The following is a 20,035-nucleotide window of genomic DNA, read 5'->3' on the forward strand; positions in this document are numbered from 1 at the left end:
ATTTGAAACGGATTTTAAAACATAGTATCTACTTTATAGTCTTCGGAATGATTTTATACTCTTGCAGTATCACAAAATACATCCCTGAAGGAGAAAAATTATACACTGGTGCTAAAATTGAAATTGAGGCCGATTCTGCTGTTGAAAATATTAAAGCATTAAAATCAGATTTAGAAACCGTACTACGACCTGAACCTAATTCAAAATTTTTAGGAATGCGCTTAGGCTTATATTACTATTACAAATCTCAAAAAGACAACCCAGGTTTCATCAACAGATGGTTAAATAAAAAAATAGGAGAAAAACCTATTTATCAATCGGATATAAAAACATTTGAAATCGAAGATGTATTGATAAACCGGTTAGAAAACAAAGGTTTTTTTTATAGCTCAGCAGCATCTTCTATAGAAGAAAAAGAAACGGAAGCCTTTGTAAATTACAAAGTACAGGTTACAAAACCCTATACCGTAGCCAATTTCCAACTCGATTCTATGCCCTCACCAATATACGAGGACGTCAAAAATGTGACTCAAGATTCCCCTATTTATAAAAATATGCGTTTCGATTTATCTAACATGAAATTAGAGCGTCAGCGTATCGATGTAGAATTAAAGAAAAGAGGTTACTATAATCTCAACCCTGATTTTTTCATTTTTGAAGCAGATACCAATCAGTACGATAATAAACGTTTCGATTTATTCTTAAAACTAAAGGCTGAAGTTCCTCAAAAGGCAACCATTCCCTACCAAATTAAACAGCTTAACATATACCCAAACTACGATTTACAAGATTCTACCTATAGTGAAAAGCAGCGTTTCAAAGAAAAAAACTATTACCAAGACTCGCTTTTTATAAAGCCAAAATATCTCGATAAATATATTACGCTAAAAGAAGGAGATTTTTACGATCCGCAATCCTCAAAAAATACTGCAAGGCGCTTATCGACTATTGGCGCTTATAAATATGTAAATATTCAATATAAAGAAATAGACTCCTTACAAACCGATAGTTTAGGTACTCTCGAAGCTAATATTTACTTATCACCTTTAACTAAACGCGCAGTGCGAGCTGAGCTACAAGCCGTAACAAAATCTAACAATTTCACAGGGCCAAACTTAGCCTTAACGTATAGTAACCGAAATCTATTTAAAGGAGGAGAGACTTTAAACATTAGTACCAATGTTGGTTATGAAACGCAGTTTGCGAGTGGTGACAATTCGGGTTTAAGCAGTTTAGAGCTGGGTTTAAAAGGTGAAATAATTTTTCCTCGCGTGATATTCCCGATAACATTCAACGAAAATTTCTTTGAATATTCCATTCCGAAAACAAAAACAAGTCTCGGTGTTAATTATTTAAGTCGAAGTAAATTATACACGTTATTATCTGGTAGTGCGCTTTTTGGATATTCATGGAATGCTAACAAATACATCACCTACGAGTTTAATCCTATTTCGGTTAACTACACACAACTCACAAAAACATCAACGGAATTTGAAGAGATATTAGACGACAATCCGTTTTTACAACAAAGTTTCGATCAGCAATTTATTTCCGGATTAACCTTTTCCTTCACCTATAACGAAATGGTAGATTCTAATGATCCGCATCAGTTTTACTTAAATACAACCTTAGATGTCGCAGGAAACTCCATTAGTTTATTTGGTAAAGATGGAGAACCAGATGAGCCTAAAACATTCCTTGGTCTGCAATATGCGCAATATGCAAAAGCGGACATGGATTTACGATTTCATCTCAACTTCGGAAAAAATAAGTCTCAAACTATAGCAACCCGATTCTTCGCTGGCTACGGCTTACCTTATGGTAATTCTGATGTGATTCCTTACGTGAAGCAATATTTCTCAGGCGGACCGTATAGCGTCAGAGCGTTTAGAATTCGTTCCTTAGGTCCAGGAACGTATAGCGCAGAAGCTGATGAAGACAATAACAGCAGCACTTACTTTGACCAAACCGGAAACATTAGATTAGAAGCCAATGTGGAGTACCGTTTTCCAATATTTTCATTTTTTAAAGGAGCTATTTTCGCTGACGCTGGAAATGTTTGGAACTCAAAATCGAACCCATCTTTTGATAATGAAGAAGACAAATTCACATCCGACTTCATCAATCAATTGGGTATGGGAACAGGGATTGGTCTTCATATAGATGTGCAAGGATTTGTCATTCGTTTCGATTTGGCAGCACCATTTCACGACCCTTCTCTACCAGAAGGTCAACGATGGGACTTTAAAGTCGATGAACCTGTGCTAAATTTCGCCATTGGGTATTCATTTTAAATGAAGTTGTAGCTGAAGTTGAACTCGAAATTGAAACTGAAACTAAAATTTTAAATTCACAGCTCATCTTGACTCACAACTCACAACTCACAACTCTTGGCTCTTGGCTCTTGGCTCTTGGCTCTTGGCTCTTGGCTCTTGGCTCTTGGCTCTTAAAATAAATCCGTTTTCATTCTATTATCAAAATTTTAATACCTTTATTCAAAACTAAAAATAGACACAAATTATATATGAACAATAAAGAACAATTCATGAAAGAAGCTGTAAACGCAGCGCTAAAAGGAATGAACAACAATGAAGGCGGACCATTTGGCTGTGTCGTTGTTAAAGACGGAAAAATTGTAGGACGTGGAAATAACAAAGTTACCTCTACCAACGACCCAACAGCACATGCTGAAGTTACAGCGATTAGAGATGCTTGTAAAAACCTAGATTCTTTTCAACTAGATGGTTGCGAAATTTACACCTCTTGCGAGCCTTGCCCTATGTGTTTAGGTGCTATTTATTGGGCGAGACCAGACAAAGTATATTATGGAAGTAACCAAGTAGATGCTGCAAATATTGGCTTTGATGATGAATTTATTTACAAAGAAATTCCATTACCATACTCAGAACGCAGCATTCCTTTTGAGCAATTAGCTCGTGAGGTTGCATTAGAACCATTTCAAGAATGGACTAAGAAAATGGATAAGACTGAGTATTAGTTTTTTTTTATAGACGGAAGACGGATAAAGAAAACTAAAACGCTTTGTTTTATATGAAGTATAAAAAACAACATTGAATTTAACTTTGTTTATCAATTAGTTAGAATTCAGTCTTTGTTCTTGACTCTATCAGCGCAGCGGTCTTTCGGCTTTTATGAGACAACAATGATTGATTACAGAAAACACAGTATATGATCACCTTCATCCTAAATAACAAAACCATTAAAACATCGGAGCATTCCGGAACCACTTTATTGGATTTTGTACGTTACCAACAACGCTTAACAGGCACCAAAATTGGTTGTCGTGAAGGCGATTGTGGTGCTTGCACACTTTTGATCGGTACACTAAACGACGATACGATGGAGTACCAAAGTATCACCTCATGTATTTCACCTTTAGGAAACGCACATGGCAAACATATTGTAACGGTTGAAGGCACCAATCTAAAAGACAAACTCACCACAGCTCAAGAAGCCATGAAAGCAAATTACGCGACCCAATGCGGATTTTGCACACCTGGTTTTGTGGTAGCCTTAACTGGTTTTGCATTATCGAATTCTGAAAACAATTACAGCAATGCCATTGACGCTATTAGTGGAAACATTTGTAGATGTACAGGTTATAAAGCCATTGAAAAAGCGGCACATCAAGTGGTTGAAAAACTAGAGCATCAAGAAAAAAATTCTTTTAAATGGTTAATTGACAATGGATTTATTCCAGAATATTTCGAAAGCATTCCACAACGTTTAAAAGATATTGAAGGAAAGTATATAAATCAACCCAAAGGAAAATATGTTTCTGGCGGAACGGACTTATACGTCCAGAAAGCAGATCATTTAGCAGATAACGACGTACACCTAATTGCTGAGAAAGATTATTTAAAAGGCATTTCAATTGAAAACGGAATTTGCACCATCGGAACCAACTCTACCGTTTCTGATTTATGGAATCACACAGCGTTAAATAGCATTTTACCCAATTTAAGAAAACATTTAAAATTGGTCTCTTCAGAACAAATTAGAAACATGGCTTCTTTGGGTGGAAACATAGCCAATGCTTCGCCTATTGGAGATATGACTATATTTTTCTTAGCACTCAATAGTGATCTTACGATCACCAATGAAAAAGACGAAGAGCGTAGTGTTGCACTAAATAACTTTTATCAAGGGTATAAAACTTACGACTTAAACGATCGTGAACTTTTAAAAACAATAAGCTTTAAATTACCAACAGCGCAGTCCTTTTTCAATTTTGAAAAAGTTTGTAAACGCACCCATTTGGATATTGCAAGTGTCAATTCTGCTATACATTTATTAGTTGAAAACGAAATCATTTCAGAAGCGCATGTGTCTCTTGGTGGTGTTGCTGCAATTCCGAAATATTTACACGATACTTCAGCATTCTTAACAGGAAAGCCCTTGACTTCAAAAACGATATTAGAAGCTAACGAGATACTTCAAAAGGAAATCAGTCCAATTAGTGATGTTCGCGGAACTAGTGATTATAAACGTTTGCTCGCAAGACAATTGTTTTTCGCGCATTTTACGGAGTTGTTCCCCAATCATTTCACCTTAAACGATTTTGTTCAACATGCATAAAAACAAATCAAATAAAGTCTTAGACACTAAATTAGACGCCGTTTCTCTGTCATTAAAGCAAAGCATTAAAAACTTAGATTCATATACGCATGTTCGTGGTGAATCCTTGTATGTTGATGATGTTAATATTAGACAAGGTACATTTCACGCCGTGGTTTTTGACTCACCAAAAGCACACGGAAAAATAAAACATATCGATTATTCTAAGGCGGAAGCTCTGGAAGGTGTCGAACGTATTTTCACCTACAAAGATGTTCCTGGCGAAAATGAAATTGGTGGTATCATTGCAGACGAACCTCTATTTGCAGAAGACGAAGTCCACTTTTGGGGCATGCCAATTGCTTTAATTGTTGCCGAATCAGAATTTATTGCACGAAAAGCGAGAGGTTTAATCGAGATTGAAATTGAAGATTTACCAGTCATCACCACAGCAAAAGAAGCCAAAGCAAAAGGTAGTTTTATTAACGCACCACGCTCTTTTAGTTTAGGTGATACCGAAAAAGTATTTGCAGAATGTGATTATGTTTTTGAAGGTGAAACCTTTTCCAACGGTCAAGAACATTTATACATTGAAGCACAAGGCGCTTACGCCGAACCAATGGAAAATGGCAATATAAAAATCACTTCATCTACGCAAGGTCCAACGGCTGTACAAAAAACGATTGCAAAAGTTTTAGGCATTGCAATGCATAAAATTGAAGTCGATGTGACACGTCTTGGTGGTGGATTTGGTGGAAAAGAAGATCAAGCCACACCTTGGGCAGTTATGGTTGCTTTGGCAACGCATCACCTAAATCAATCGGTAAAATTAATACTGAATCGTCATGATGATTTACGCATGACAGGAAAGCGTCATCCTTATGAAAGCAGTTATAAAATTGGATTATCTAAGGATTTAAAAATTCTAGCATATCAAACGGAATTTTTACAAAATTCTGGTGCAGCAGCAGATTTATCTCCTGCGATTGCTGAGCGTACCTTATTTCATGCCACCAACAGTTATTACGTACCAAACGTCACCACAAAAGTGTTGAGTTGCAAAACCAATTTACCACCAAACACGGCCTTTAGAGGTTTTGGTGGACCACAAGGTATGTTTGTGATTGAGTCTGCTATTGCCAAAGCAGCTTCTGAAATTGGGGTTTCAGCTATAAAAATTCAAGAAGCTAATTTGTTAGATGAAAATGACACATTTTCGTACGGACAAATTGCTAAAAAAGTAGAAGCCAAAAACACATGGCATTCTGCTAAAAGCATATTTAGCAGTGACGCCTTAGAACAAGAAGTTGCTGATTTCAACAAAAACAATACAGCCTTCAAGAAAGGGCTTTCGTTTATGCCAATTACCTTTGGTATATCGTTTACCAACACACCAATGAATCATGCACGTGCTTTGGTTCATATTTATTTAGATGGCAGTGTTGGCATAAGCACAGCGGCTGTAGAAATGGGTCAAGGTGTGAATACCAAAATGATGCAGATTGCTGCGGATGTATTTTCGATTCCTATTGATAAAATCAAAATAGAAACCACCAATACTACGCGTGTGGCTAATACGTCGCCTTCTGCTGCGAGTTCTACGGCAGATTTAAATGGAAAAGCAACTCTAATGGCTTGTAATGCTTTAGTAGAACGCCTAAAACTAGTGGCTTCAGAAGATTTAAATGTGTCAGAAAAAGACATTACTTTAAAGGATGAATCTGTCTTTATAAATGATAAACCATCCGAATTATCTTGGACAGACCTCATCAGTAGTGCCATGCTTAAACGTGTTGCTTTAACTGAAAATGCCCATTACGCCACACCAGAAATTCACTTTGATAAAACCAAAGAAAAAGGACATCCTTTTGCCTATCACGTTTACGGAACAGCGATTACAACAGTGACTGTAGATTGTACGCGTGGCACTTACGAATTTGACTCCGTTAAAATCGTACACGATTACGGAAAAAGTATGAGTGAAGGTATTGATTTAGGCCAGGTAGAAGGTGCTTTAATACAAGGTATCGGCTGGATGACTTTGGAGGAAATTGCCTATAATGATGATGGTAAATTATTATCTAATGCATTATCCACTTATAAAATACCTGATATATTTTCTGTACCAAAACGTGTGGAAGTGATTCCAGTAGAAACCGAAGGCAATGACATGGCGATTTTAAAATCTAAAGCCGTTGGTGAGCCACCATTAATGTATGGTATTGGTGCATATTTTGCGCTTCAAAATGCCATAAAAGCGTTTAATTCTAATTATGATTTAGAATTTCATGCACCGATGACACCTGAGAAGGTTTTGATGGGATTGTATGAAAATAAAAAATGAACAAAGAACACCCCTAAAGTCCCCTCAAGAGGACATTCCAAAAAATAAACATTGGTACTATTGTCCCCTTGAGGGGACTTTAGGGGTGTAAATAAACGCCTTATCGCACTACATTACAAAAAACAAAACATCCTTAAAGGCTCACTTATTTACAGTGCAGGCGACTCTATTGCTGCTCTTTTGTTAGATGAATTTTTATGGTATCGCTTACTAAGCATGATGTGTATTGGCGCTACATTCTACGCTTTTGAAATCCCAAATTATTTTGATTGGATAGTAAAAACAACACAGTTTCGAAAAGGCGCTAAAGCCACATTAAGTAAAACTATTTTAGCAATAGCCTATTTTAATCCCTTATGGATTGCCAGGCATTTACTGTTTATTAAATTATTTTCAGGTCAGTTTGAAGCGATTGGTTTTTACCTTTTAGAGATTGCTTTTTGGTCATTTTTGGTGAATATCCCTATTTCTTTTATGGCAAATTATATTATTCAAAATCGATTCCAACTCAAATGGAGGTTTCTTGGATCTGCTGTTTTTTCTGCTTTAATGGCGATTTATTATGCTTTGAGTGAGACTATTTTTAGTTAACCAAATTCCTGCAAACGCAGGAATCTCATTAATGAGAAGAAAATTATTATCGTACACATCCCGTAAGGTTCTCAAAACCTGACAGATATGAAAGTTAATTAACAGCAGCAATTTTTTTCTTGCAAGGTTTCATTTTAACCTTGTAGGTATATCTCATCTTTTCATACCCACAAGGTTTTGAAAACCTTGCAGGATTATAATTGAGAAATATATTTTACATTCTTATTTCACCAGACCTGCTAGGTTTGAAAAACCTGTTAGGTCTTACTACTAATTCATTTTAATTTTTGGAATAAAGACACACACCACAATAACAAATAAGATGGTGTGATGTGGAATTAAAAAAGAGTATTAAACATGTTTTAAGCCTAACATTACGTTGCGCCAACAAAACACCTAAAATATTAATAGTTAGTCTTTTACATTGTATTTAAATTTATTTCAATTCAAAAAAATTTGAATATTTTAGGTTTTTTTTTTAGGAAACCTAGAACGGTTTCACGTGGTAAAAGGTACGGTAAAATCCCACCTGGAAACAAGTAAGGGAATATCCCATCTGGGAATATCCAAGAAAAAAATTCACCTAGGAATAGGTAAGGAAAAAGCTCTAATATCTGGTGTAAAGTTTCGATATTCAAATATACTATATTAATTATAACTTACTACAAATGAATCATTAACATATTAAAAGTTATTAACTAATTAAATCATTTAAAACAACTGTAATTTTGGGATACCTAGAAACAAAAGCCTATAAATTTTCAAAATCTTTCTTTTCAAGAATTTCATATTCAACAATAGAATAATGCGTCAAAACAGCATCCAACAAATAATTACGAACCACTAAAATTAAATGCCGTCCTTCCTCAGACTTATAATTCGAAATTAATTTTTCAGCAGAAGCATGCAAACCTTCCTTCTTCAATTCCAACTTCCCTAATTCATCAATAATAAGATACTGCGATTCGTTTTTTGAAGCGACAGCTAGTAAATAATCATTCGCCTTTTCAAAACCCGATTCTAAAAATTTAAAGTTTCCAATTTCAATGATGGCTTCAGTTTCGAATTCAGTTTCAAATTCAAATTCATTTTTAGATTTTACTTCCAGAAAATAGCGCTTTCCTTCGGCATTATCCGGACACAATAATCCATCAACATCATCACGGTTTTTACACCACTCTAATAAAGCCGTTGTTTTCCCTGTTCGTACAGCACCTGTCAGGATATATATCATTCTGAAGGCACTTTAAAATGAATACAATTAGAAATGCTATTCGCCATAAAACACTGGAATCGCGTGTAGCCTTTTAAGTGTATTGTGTCTTTCCATGTGAATGCAATAATTTGACGGAAATATGGAAACAAGTCCATCGCATTCGCAATATCCTCTTGATATTTAGATTCTTTTTTTCGAAGATATTTCTGAACGACTTTCAACAAAAAAGGACCAATTACTAGATACCAAAGCATTAAAATCAAGAAACTTCTCAATACAATATAAATGGCTTTTTGCCACCCCAAAAGCGGACCTCCAAATATTGAAAAGGCCAAAACCATAACCGCAACTGTGCCTAGCCACACCCAAATGACTTTCGTTCTAAAAGCTACTTTTTTGGTTTTCTTATCAAGTTTATCCGTTTCAAGATGAAGATAAAAATCAGTTTCTTTTTTATTCGAAATAATCTTAATCGTGTTTTTAATAAAAATCCCAGCTAAAATTCCGCAAATCCCATATACCAAAAGATAGGTGGTGACTAAAACTGATGTTGTAGAGGTTTCTGAAACAAAATCTAATTTTTTCTGAACCCAAGCTCCATAAATATCAATGGCTTCCCAGAGATTTGTTCCGTAAACAATGGTTAGTATTAATAATTTTTGAAGGGCCGATTCTAAAAAGGTCACCATTCCTAAAACCATTATCGTAGCTCCTTTCCATGAGAAATTAGAAAATAAAATCGCTCCTAAAACTGCTTGAAAACTCACAGCAACATAAGCTCCAAAAGGTGAATATGGACTCACTGCCATTTTTATAATCAAGACAATCACTAACGCTTTTAAGATGGCTTGCCATTTATTTTCGGCATAATAGGCAATTAAACTAATGAGTAAAATGGACACTCCACCAACAATCAATCCTGTAAATGGTGAGTTAAATACATGCAAAAAACCGCCTAAACCCGACTCGTTTAGAGCCCAAAGTGCTGTTAGTTTTTCTATGATGGACTTGTTGTTTTTCATGCTACTTCCCGTGAAAACGGGAATCTTTTTAAGTTTTTCATTATTCAAAAACACCCCTAAAGTCCCCTCAAGGGGACAATCTTATTCAAATAACATTTATTTTTCGATGGTACATTTATAATGCACTTGAAGTAATTGGGCGACCACACTAATCGCGATTTCTTTTGGCGTATCTCCTCCGATATCTAATCCTATTGGACAAACCACATTTGTCATCCCTTCAGGAATATTCATTTCTTTAATTAGCATATTATTGAACCGTACTTTTTTTGTTTTGCTTCCTATTAGGCCTAAAAATTTAGTTTCATTTTTTAAAGCCATAGTTATCAAATCAAAATCGATGGCGTGATTATGTGTCAACACTAAAACATAACAGTTAGGCCCCCATTTCATAGCATCTTTAAACGATTTAAAATCGGTTTCATTGGCTTGATGTGTCGTTACACTGCTGTCTAATTCTAAATTAGAAAACCAATCGTCACGCGAATCTATTAAGGTCACCTTAAAAGGTGTGTCGACTAAAAGTTTGCAGATTTCAACACCAATATGTCCTGCTCCAAATAAAAATAATTCTGGTGATTGATTCATGGGTTCTATGATAAATTCTACTTTCCCTCCGCAACATTGCTCAAATTCCGGACCTAAAGTATACGTGGATTCAATAATTCTATTCTCTTTTAAAGCAACGATAGCTTCGTCTATGGCTTTAAATTCAAGCTTCCCTCCGCCTATGGTTCCGTGAATATCTTTGTTCTCCGTCACAAGCATACGCGACCCCACCACACAAGGTGTTGACCCTAAACACTTCGTTACCGTTATAAAGGCAACAGGTATTTGCTTTTGTTTAAATTCAGAAAGTAATTTAATCCAGTTTTGCATTTCTAATAAAAAAAAAGAGAATTTAAAAGTAAGGTTTTTTGATTGAATTGATCTTCTATTTTTAAAACTAGCGTCAAACCTTTTAATAGAAATCAATCTTTTAAAATTTTCTGTAATCTTTAAGATTAAACTTCGACTTAATCATTATATTGATTTTTCTAAATCAAAAAATAATTTTATGTCAAAACCATATTACGATGCTGCGGATTTACGCAAATTTGGAAAAATCACGGAATGGAGTGAAGAATTAGGAACTAAATTCTTTGACTATTACGGAAAAGTATTTGAAGAAGGCGCTTTAACAGCGCGTGAAAAATCACTCATAGCTTTAGCTGTAGCGCACACGGAACAATGTCCGTATTGTATAGATGCTTATACAAAAGATACTTTGCAACGTGGCGTTACCAAAGAGCAAATGATGGAAGCTATACATGTTGGAGCAGCGATAAAAAGCGGTGCCACTTTAGTGCATGGTGTACAAATGATGAATAAAGTAAACAAATTAGACGGTTAGGATAAAACCTCAACCGCATTAATTTCGTAAGAATTACAAACAAGAATCCCAATTAATGGCAACAAAGTCCCTACAAAAATTAGGAAGCGATTTAGCTCAAAGCAATAAACAAATAGAAATACTCTCTAATGGTATCTTTAAAACTGGTGAATTGCCAACCTTTAAAGATAAGATTTCAGAAACGAGTCAATTTCCTATAAAAGCAAAAAAACTAGAAATTCTACAGATTAATGTTGGTTACATGTGTAACCAAGTTTGTGATCATTGCCACGTAGATGCTGGTCCGGATCGAAAAGAAATTATGACGAGAGACACCATGAGACAATGTCTTGAGGTGATCAAAAATTCTGGAGCACACACGCTAGATTTAACTGGTGGAGCACCAGAAATGAATCCTGATTTTAGATGGTTTGTAGAGGAAGCAGCCAAAGTTGGTATTACGGATTTTATAGTACGTTCTAATTTAACCATTATTAGAGCCAATAAAAAATACTACGATTTACCAGAATTCTTTAAAAAGCACAATGTACACGTGGTAAGTTCTATGCCACACTGGACGCGTGGAAAAACGGACAAACAACGTGGAGATGGTGTTTTTGATAAATCTATAAAAGCCTTACAAGAATTAAATGCTGTGGGTTATGGTATGCCAGGAAGTGACCTAAGATTAGATTTGGTTTACAATCCGTCTGGTGCCTTTTTACCAGGTGATCAAGTTGCAATGGAAAAGGATTTCAAAAAGGCATTGATGGACGATTTCGGAATTGAATTTCATAATCTATTTGCCATTACAAATTTACCTATCGCACGATTCTTAGATTATTTAATTGCTTCAGAAAATTACGAAGATTATATGTATTCTTTAGTGGAAGTTTATAATCCGGCTGCTGTAGAAAATGTGATGTGTACCAATACCTTATCGATTAGTTGGGATGGTTATTTATTTGATTGTGATTTTAATCAGATGTTAGAATTACCCGTTAATAGTAAGTCGAGACACATATCAGAATTTAACGAAGAATTATTAGAAGGACGAAACATTGTGATTTCGCAGCATTGTTACGGCTGTACTGCTGGCGCAGGAAGTAGCTGTCAGGGTGTTGTAGCATAACAAAATTCCTGCGAAGGCAGGAATCTCAGATTTAAACCAATTAAGGTTTCTGCCTTCGCAGGAATAAATAATGAAGAACAAAACCGCCATATTAATCTTTGCAAATTCTGCAGAAAAAGAATTGACTTCAAAATCAATTTCTTCTTCTGACTTCTTTAATTTGCTTGATTCTGATACTGTAAAAACAGTTCAGAAAACGAATTTACCTTATTTTCATTTTTCTGAAAAAGAGCAAATAGGTAGTTCATTTGGCGAGCGCTTTACTAATGCCATTGAAGCAGTTTTTAATAAAGGCTTTGAACATGTTATTTCTCTCGGAAACGACATACCTCATCTTAGAGCCAATCATATTCTAAAGGCAACTCAGAACTTAGCAACTTCAGACTATGTTTTAGGACCTTCAACCGATGGTGGTTTTTATTTAATGGGTTTCAAAAAAGCACATTTTAATAAAACTAGTTTTCAGAATTTACCTTGGCAAACGGCTAAATTAAGACAGCGTTTAAATACCGAATTACAATATCAAAACGAAAGTGTTTCTTATTTAGAAATGCTAACAGATATTGATAATGTTTCAGATATCGACTCCGTTTTAGAAAGTTTCAAAACTTTAGATTTTAAGATAAAACGATTACTACTATTACTTCGAAAAACAACAAAGACCATTGTAACGTCTGCTTCTGTTTTTCAATATGTCACAGTCTTTAAATCACCATACAACAAAGGCTCACCAATTTTACTTCATATATAAAAGAGGGATTTTAATTCGATTAAAGTCCAAGAATTTTTACGCCTAAATATTCTCACATCTTAAAAAATCGCCACGTTTTGTGGTCGTGATATGAAGTACATTTACTCATGCTTGCTGCTATGCTTATGTCTATTTGGCAATGCGCAAATTACAATTACTGGAACCGTCACCGATGCTGTTTCAAACACACCTTTGCCGTTTGTAAACATTACATCTAGTAATGGCAATGGAACAACGACAGACGAGCAAGGCACATATAGTATTGTCGTTAATTCAAAATCAGAACAACTTACCTTTTCCTTTTTAGGCTTTAAAACCCAAACCATTAGTGTTGGTAATACAACTATAATCAACATTGCACTTGAAGAAGACTCGGCTGCTTTAGACGAAGTGGTCATTACTGCCTTAGGTTTAGAACGCGATTCCAGAGAATTGGGTTATGCTGTTCAAGCCATTTCGTCTAAAAAATTAACGGAAGTAAAAACGGTGAACTTTCTAGACAACCTGCAAGGCAAATTAGCCGGAGTTACCGTAACGCAAGGCGCCACAGGTGTTGGTTCTTCTTCTAAAATTACGATTAGAGGTGAAGCTTCCTTTTCTAACAACAATCCTTTATTTGTAGTTGATGGTGTACCGATAAATAATGAAACGGTTTTTAATTTCACAAATGAAGCTGCTGCCGGATTTCAAGAAATTGATTTTGGTAATGGTGCCATGGAAGTCAACCCTGATGATATTGGTTCTGTTACCGTTTTAAAAGGACCAAGTGCTGCTGCATTATATGGCACAAGAGCATCGAATGGTGTTATTGTTATTGAAACCAAAAACGGCAAAAACAAAAGAGGTTTAGGTATTAGTTTTAATTCCTCTCTTTTTGTAGACACTGCTTTTAAATTACCCGATTTTCAAAATTCTTACGGTCAAGGAAATTCGGGTCAGTTTGAATATAGTGATGGCCTTGGCGGCGGCATTAACGACAACATCACCTATTCTTGGGGGCCACGATTAGACACGGGTTTGTTAATTCCGCAATTTGATAGTCCTGTGCAATTACCAAATGGCACTTTTGTTAGAGGTGGAGATACTGCGCTTTACGATGGTTTAGAAATCACAGCAACACCTTTTAAATCGAATCCGGATAACTTGAAGGATTTTTATGAAACTGGTGTTACAACCATTAATAATATTTCAGTGTCCAATGGATTTGATTCTGGTAATTATAGATTATCTTTTACCGACTTGAGAAGTGAATCGATTATTCCTGGCGTTAATTTAGACCGCCAAACCATTGCGGCCAAATTAAACTTTAAGCCAAGTGATAATACCGAAATCAATTCATCTTTTAGCTACATAAATTCTAGTAGCGACAATAGACCATCCAATGGTTACGGAAGTGAAAACGCAAATTACTCGTTAGTAGCTTGGGGACCACGTTCATTAAATATTGAAAATCTTAAAAATTATTGGCAACCTGGTTTAGAAGGCACGCAACAATATTCTTTTAACTACACGTTTTTTGACAATCCGTATTTCATCTTAAATGAGAATACCAATTCCTTTAATCGCGATCGTATTTTTGGAAATCTATCCATTACCCAAGAGCTGACTAAAAACTTAAGCATATCCTTAAGGACAGGAATGGATTATAGTACTGAAAAGCGTGAATTACGCAGAGCTTATAGCAGTAATCGTTTCAGTAATGGTGCTTATGCTGAGCATGACGTGATGTTTAGAGAGATTAATACTGATGTTCTCATCAACTACAAAAATCAGTTTGAAGACTTTTCACTTGATGTTTTTTTAGGTGGAAATAGATTGAATCAAACCGCATCAACCAAGCAATCGCAAACGGTTAATTTAGCACAACCCGGAATTTACAATTTAAACAATGCAGCATCACCAATTGAAGTGTTTCAGTTTGAAAGTGAAAAGCGTATCAACTCATTTTATGGCATCGCAAAACTGGGTTATAAAGATTATCTATTCTTAGATATTACAGGAAGAAACGATTGGTCTAGCGCTTTAGCGACACCTTTTTCTGTGGACGGCACTTCGTTCTTCTACCCTTCTGTGTCATCGAGTTTTATTTTATCTAATATTACGGAATTACCAGACGTATTTTCGTTTGTAAAACTTAGAGCAAGTGTGGCACAAGTCGGAAATGACACTAGCGCCTATCAAACTTCTGGTGCTTTTGTATCGCAAACCCCTTATAATAGTCAACCCACATTTAGCGACCAAAATTTTATCCCGAATGCCAATTTAAAACCAGAACGCACCACCTCTTATGAATTTGGTACAGACTTACGTTTTTTTGAAAATAAATTGCGATTAGACGTTACCTATTACAACGCAAATACCGAAGACCAAATTATCTCATTACCCGTGGCTATTTCTTCAGGCTACAATCAGCAAGTGGTTAATGGCGGAAAAGTAAATACTCAAGGTGTGGAAATTATTTTAGGGATTACACCTATTCAAACCGATCATTTTAATTGGAATAGCACTTTTAACTTCGCAACGAATCGTTCTGTAATTAAAGATTTACCGCAAGCCGATGGCAGATTAACACTTGCCTACAGTAGAATTTATGATAGTGCGAATCAAACCGTTTGGTTTCAAGTGGAAGAAGGAGGACGTGTTGGTGATTTCTATGGAACAGGCTATGAAAAAAACGACAATGGTGAATTTTTAATTGATGATGAAGGTCGATTTATCGCAGATAATGATTTAAAAAAATTAGGGAATTACAATCCTGATTTCACTTTAGGCTGGAGTAACAATTTCAATTATAAAAATTGGAATTTGAGTTTTTTATTCGATTGGAGACAAGGAGGCGAAGTCGTTTCTAGAACACGTGCTTTAGGAAATGTTGGTGGTCAATTAGCCGAAACCAGTTACCGACCAAATGCTGGTATTGTAGCGCAAGGTGTTAATGTAAATACAGGACAAGCCAATACTGTAGCTGTTTCTGCAGAAAGTTATTACCGACAATTTTACGATAGAAATCACGAAGAGAATAACGTTTACGATGCTTCCTTTTTAAAGCTACGTCAATTTTCCATTGGCTATACGTTCAATATAAAAGATGGCTTTTTAGGATTAAAAGAAGGTGCTGATTTAAGCCTTTCGTTAGTTGGAAATAATCTATTTGCCATTACTGAGAATCCGCATTTTGACCCAGAACAATTAGCCGTTCAAGGGAATGGATTTGTAAGTGGTGTGGAAGACATGAGTTATGCGACCACCCGAAGTATTGGTTTTAAAGCCGGATTTAACTTCTAGTTCTCACAACAATGGGAATCTCAAGAAGTGAAAATAAAAATAATAAGCTTCCCTTTTTTAAGGGAATGAAAATAAAATTTTCAATGAAAAAAATTATATATATCGTTTCGGTTTTAAGCTTGATTTTTACCACAAGCTGTACCAAAGATTTTGAAGACATCAATACCAATCCAAATGCACCAAGTTCTGTTCAACCCAGCTTATTACTGCGACAAGTGATTTATGATTTTGGAGAAAATATGAGCTACGAAGGTTTTGTTGCAGGTGACTTATTAGCGCAACACAGAACCGCTTTAGATTTTAATTTGTTTGATAGACATGCGCTAAAATCACCACAATTAGGTGGTAATCCTTGGCCTGTTTTTTATACCAATTTAAGAGATAATGAAATTATTCTCAACCAAGCCAGAACCACAGAAACCTTTGCTGTTTACGAAGGTCCTGCTTTAATTCTTAAGGCTTATATGGCTGCTGGGTTGACGGATTTATTTGGAGACGTTCCTTATTTTGAAGCTTTTAATGGCGTTAACGGCACAGTAACACCAGCATATGATTTGCAAGAAGAGATTTACCTCAATGAAAACGGCATTTTAGACAACTTAGATAAAGGCATTGCGGCTATTGAAGCCTATACTGATGTGATTCCGTTAGAAGGTGATATTTTGTTTAATGGCGATTTAGATGCTTGGATAAAATTCGCAAATGCCTTAAAAATTAAACATTTGGTGCGTATTTCGGATAAAATTGATGTTTCTAATGATTTACAATCCCTTTTTGATGAAGGTAATTATATCACTTCCAACAGTGAGAATGCCATTTTCAATTTTACAAATACAGACCCAAACAGTTTTAGGTTAGCTCAATTACGCATTGGTGATTTCAACAATTTTGTGTTGTCCGAAACAATGGAAACGATTTTAGTCGGTTTAAATGACACGCGACTTTCAAGTTTATTCCGACCGTTTTCTAATTCAACTTCCAATGAATTCAATGGCTTGCTAAATGGTATTGACGCATCCTCAACGTCTATTGCTTTAGCTAATTATTCTTTAGCAAGTACTGCTTTTCGAGAAGACACCTCAACCTTAGACGCTAATTTTATTACCGCTTGGGAAGTGCAATTTGCCTTAGCCGAAGCCGCTGCCAAAGGTTTTATCAATGCAGATGCACAAACGCTTTATAATTCCGGAGTCACTTTAGCTTTTGAATATTGGAACACAGCATTACCGGCAGATTACCTCACTGGTCCTGCAGCTTATGATGCTATTGGTACAAATCCGATGGAACAAATTTCAACACAAAAATGGATAGCTAATGTCATTAATGGTTATGAAGGTTGGATAGAATACAGAAGAACAGGTTTCCCGGAACTGCAAACTATTTCGGCAAGTTTAAACAATGATTTAATTCCGATTAGAATGCCTTATCCTGCCGAAGAAGCAGCTTTAAATTTTGAAAATTACAGTGTTGCTGCAACCGCAACCGATAACAATAGTATAAACGTACCGGTTTGGTGGAACGAATAAACACACATGAATATAATTAACTGGCAATGGACCTTAATAATCGTATCGAGTTTACTACTCTTTCTATTATCACCATTAGCGAAAACTACAGACGAATTTTTTAAGGCGGTTCATAAAAAGAAAGCACCTAACAGCTTAGTGCTTACTGGAAGTCTTATCATTTCTTGGATTTTTGCCAAGAGCATTACCAATGCCGCAAATCTAGGTTTGGATTTTGGTATTGTTGGTGGCGTTGCGTATGCTGGTTATTATGTATCCTTTGCTGTCGCTGGTTTATTGATTTACAAAATGCGCGTTGTTGGTGGATTTAAAAGTATTCATCAGTTTCTTACCACCAAATTCGGAAAAGGAGCCATGGCTTTATTTTCTATATTGATTGCCATCAGGTTGTTTAATGAAGTCTGGAGTAACACGATGGTTATTGGCAGTTATTTTGGCGAAACAGGAAGTTCCAATTATTATTGGGCCATTATCGTTTTCACCGTTTTCACTCTAGCGTATGCGATAAAAGGAGGCTTAAGTAGTTCAATTTTTACAGATGTCATTCAAATGGTATTGTTTAGTGTTCTACTCATGGTAATTTTATGGAATATCTTTTCTATAGAAACCTTTAGCGTTACTGATGTCGTGACCTCTGGAACTTGGAGCTTTGAGTTGGGTTTAAATTTATTTTTTGCAGCCATTATTCAATCGTTTAGTTATCCGTTTCACGATCCCGTTTTAACCGATAGAGCCTTTATTAGTTCACCTAAAGTTACCCGTAAAAGCTTTTTATGGGCAAGTTTATTAGGTGCTATTTGTATTATACTATTTAGTGTTATTGGCGTCTATGCCCAAACACAAGGTTTTAAAGGTCAAGCCGCCGTAGAAGTCGGCAAAGCCTTTGGAGTGGTTATTTTATTAGTCATTAATTTTATAATGATTACCTCAGCCGCTTCAACATTAGACTCAACGTTTTCATCATTTTCAAAATTATTAGCAATTGATTTAGGTATGGTTAACGATTTAACCTTTGGAAGAGCATCCATGGCAGCCATTGCTATTTTAGGTACACTGCCTGTTTTTCTTGAAGCCGAAATTTTATCCGCAACCACCATATCAGGAACCATGGTTATTGGTTTAACACCCATCTTTCTTTTTTGGAACATTAAAGTACCCAAAATGAGTTTCTATTTGAGTGTTATTACCGGATTAGTATTTGGATTTACCTTGGTTTTTAATGTGTTTCCGGAAGCCTTAATTTTTACAGAAGGCAAGTATGCGGATTTACTTTGGGTTAATATTTGGGGAATTTTAAGTTGTAATATTTTATATTTCATACCGAAATGGTTGAGATCAAATAAATAAGATGTCCACTTGCGTGGAAAATGTTATGGATAAAAACATAGTTGACATAGGAAAAATTTCAGGTAAAGTACTACTCTTTGGTGGTGTTTACAGTAATCTTCAAGCACTTGAAGCATTAATTGCTGTGGCAGAATCTGAAGGTATTGCCCCTGAAAATTGTATTTGCACTGGCGATATTATTGGTTATTGCGCACAACCTGAAGAAACCATTCAGACATTTAAAAACTGGAATGCTAGAAGTATTGTTGGTAATGTAGAAATACAATTACGTGATGATGAAGACGATTGTGGTTGCGATTTTAGAGAAGGTTCGCGATGCGATGGTTTTTCACAACAATGGTATCCTTATGCGAAGAGTAAATTGTCTAAAGATTCTCTTGACTATCTTGAAACGATTCCAGAACATATACAATTCACACTTGGAAATCAAAAAGTGACAGTAGTTCATGGTTCGTATTTTAATGTTTCAGAATTTATTTTTAAATCGACACCTTGGACTACTAAGCACTCTAATTTTGAAGCTACTGAAAGTGACATCATTATTGCTGGTCATTGTGGGTTACCTTTCGAAGATAAAAACAGCGATAAACTTTGGATAAATCCTGGTGTCATTGGTATGCCTGCTAATAATGGAAAACCCAATGTTTGGTTTGCTATTTTGGATGATTCGGTAAAACCCTTACATGTGAATTTTCGTATGTTAGACTATAACCATACGCTCACTAACAAATTAATGCTAAATGGATTGCTTCCAGAATCTTATGCAAAAACGATCGTTTCAGGGATTTGGGACAACATGGAAATTTTACCTGAGGCCGAAAAACAGCAGCAAGGAAAACCACTAGAACTGTAAGGTTAACCAAATTATTTA

General features: G+C 35.6%; 15 protein-coding genes. 12 read left to right on the forward strand and 3 right to left on the reverse strand.

Translation table 11 applies throughout. The features are described 5' to 3' along the window. Positions 1-2: 2 nt before the first annotated feature. The 5 genes from tamL to DFQ09_RS02095 all read left to right on the forward strand — a co-directional run bounded on the left by tamL (position 3) and on the right by DFQ09_RS02095 (position 7,513). The gene (tamL, locus tag DFQ09_RS02075) at positions 3-2,294 is read left to right on the forward strand and encodes a translocation and assembly module lipoprotein TamL (protein ID WP_449489480.1); all 2,292 of its coding nucleotides are present in this window, start codon (positions 3-5) and stop codon (positions 2,292-2,294) included. Between the two features lie 230 nt (positions 2,295-2,524). Then, a complete protein-coding gene (locus DFQ09_RS02080; protein ID WP_115807929.1) occupies positions 2,525-2,998 on the forward strand; it encodes a nucleoside deaminase in 474 nt (157 codons plus the stop codon). A gap of 191 nt (positions 2,999-3,189) precedes the next feature. Then, positions 3,190-4,599 carry an FAD binding domain-containing protein gene (locus DFQ09_RS02085; protein ID WP_115807930.1) on the forward strand — a complete coding sequence of 470 codons (1,410 nt, stop codon included), beginning with the start codon at positions 3,190-3,192 and terminating at the stop codon, positions 4,597-4,599. After that, positions 4,592-6,922, forward strand: a complete 2,331-nt coding sequence (locus tag DFQ09_RS02090) for a xanthine dehydrogenase molybdopterin binding subunit (protein ID WP_115807931.1) — start codon at positions 4,592-4,594, stop codon at positions 6,920-6,922. Before DFQ09_RS02085 ends, DFQ09_RS02090 begins: the two co-directional genes overlap by 8 nt. A gap of 216 nt (positions 6,923-7,138) precedes the next feature. Further along, positions 7,139-7,513, forward strand: a complete 375-nt coding sequence (locus DFQ09_RS02095; protein WP_220347449.1) for a hypothetical protein — start codon at positions 7,139-7,141, stop codon at positions 7,511-7,513. A 751-nt stretch (positions 7,514-8,264) separates the two neighbouring features. Here DFQ09_RS02095 and DFQ09_RS02105 read toward each other — a convergent pair. From DFQ09_RS02105 to xdhC, 3 genes are all read right to left on the reverse strand, one after another. Next, positions 8,265-8,747 carry a nucleoside-triphosphatase gene (locus DFQ09_RS02105; protein WP_115807934.1) on the reverse strand — a complete coding sequence of 161 codons (483 nt, stop codon included), beginning with the start codon at positions 8,745-8,747 and terminating at the stop codon, positions 8,265-8,267. Then, positions 8,744-9,751 (reverse strand): hypothetical protein, encoded by a 1,008-nt coding sequence (locus tag DFQ09_RS02110; protein ID WP_115807935.1) that lies wholly within the window; start codon positions 9,749-9,751, stop codon positions 8,744-8,746. Before DFQ09_RS02110 ends, DFQ09_RS02105 begins: the two co-directional genes overlap by 4 nt. Positions 9,752-9,847: 96 nt before the next feature. Continuing rightward, positions 9,848-10,630, reverse strand: a complete 783-nt coding sequence (gene xdhC / locus DFQ09_RS02115; RefSeq protein WP_147298308.1) for a xanthine dehydrogenase accessory protein XdhC — start codon at positions 10,628-10,630, stop codon at positions 9,848-9,850. 178 nt (positions 10,631-10,808) lie between these two features. Here xdhC and DFQ09_RS02120 point away from each other — a divergent pair, with 178 nt between their 5' ends. The 7 genes from DFQ09_RS02120 (at position 10,809) to DFQ09_RS02150 (ending at position 20,017) form a co-directional block, all read left to right on the forward strand. Then, on the forward strand, positions 10,809-11,144 hold the full coding sequence (locus DFQ09_RS02120) for an arsenosugar biosynthesis-associated peroxidase-like protein (RefSeq protein WP_115807937.1): 336 nt from the start codon (positions 10,809-10,811) through the stop codon (positions 11,142-11,144). A gap of 55 nt (positions 11,145-11,199) precedes the next feature. Beyond that, positions 11,200-12,255, forward strand: a complete 1,056-nt coding sequence (gene arsS, locus DFQ09_RS02125) for an arsenosugar biosynthesis radical SAM (seleno)protein ArsS (RefSeq protein ID WP_115807938.1) — start codon at positions 11,200-11,202, stop codon at positions 12,253-12,255. Between the two features lie 70 nt (positions 12,256-12,325). Continuing rightward, positions 12,326-13,006, forward strand: a complete 681-nt coding sequence (locus DFQ09_RS02130) for a TIGR04282 family arsenosugar biosynthesis glycosyltransferase (protein ID WP_115807939.1) — start codon at positions 12,326-12,328, stop codon at positions 13,004-13,006. Positions 13,007-13,096: 90 nt separating this feature from the next. Next, the gene (locus DFQ09_RS02135; RefSeq protein WP_115807940.1) at positions 13,097-16,291 is read left to right on the forward strand and encodes a SusC/RagA family TonB-linked outer membrane protein; all 3,195 of its coding nucleotides are present in this window, start codon (positions 13,097-13,099) and stop codon (positions 16,289-16,291) included. An 83-nt stretch (positions 16,292-16,374) separates the two neighbouring features. Next, a complete protein-coding gene (locus DFQ09_RS02140) occupies positions 16,375-17,817 on the forward strand; it encodes a SusD/RagB family nutrient-binding outer membrane lipoprotein (protein WP_115808400.1) in 1,443 nt (480 codons plus the stop codon). A gap of 6 nt (positions 17,818-17,823) precedes the next feature. Next, positions 17,824-19,164: a sodium:solute symporter family transporter gene (locus tag DFQ09_RS02145; RefSeq protein ID WP_115807941.1), complete on the forward strand. Its 1,341-nt coding sequence runs from the start codon at positions 17,824-17,826 to the stop codon at positions 19,162-19,164. 25 nt (positions 19,165-19,189) lie between these two features. After that, complete coding sequence (locus DFQ09_RS02150) at positions 19,190-20,017, forward strand: metallophosphoesterase family protein (protein WP_115808401.1); 828 nt, start codon at positions 19,190-19,192, stop codon at positions 20,015-20,017. Positions 20,018-20,035 lie beyond the last annotated feature (18 nt).

It is taken from the genome of Winogradskyella pacifica (assembly GCF_003386275.1).
Classification (GTDB): domain Bacteria; phylum Bacteroidota; class Bacteroidia; order Flavobacteriales; family Flavobacteriaceae; genus Winogradskyella; species Winogradskyella pacifica.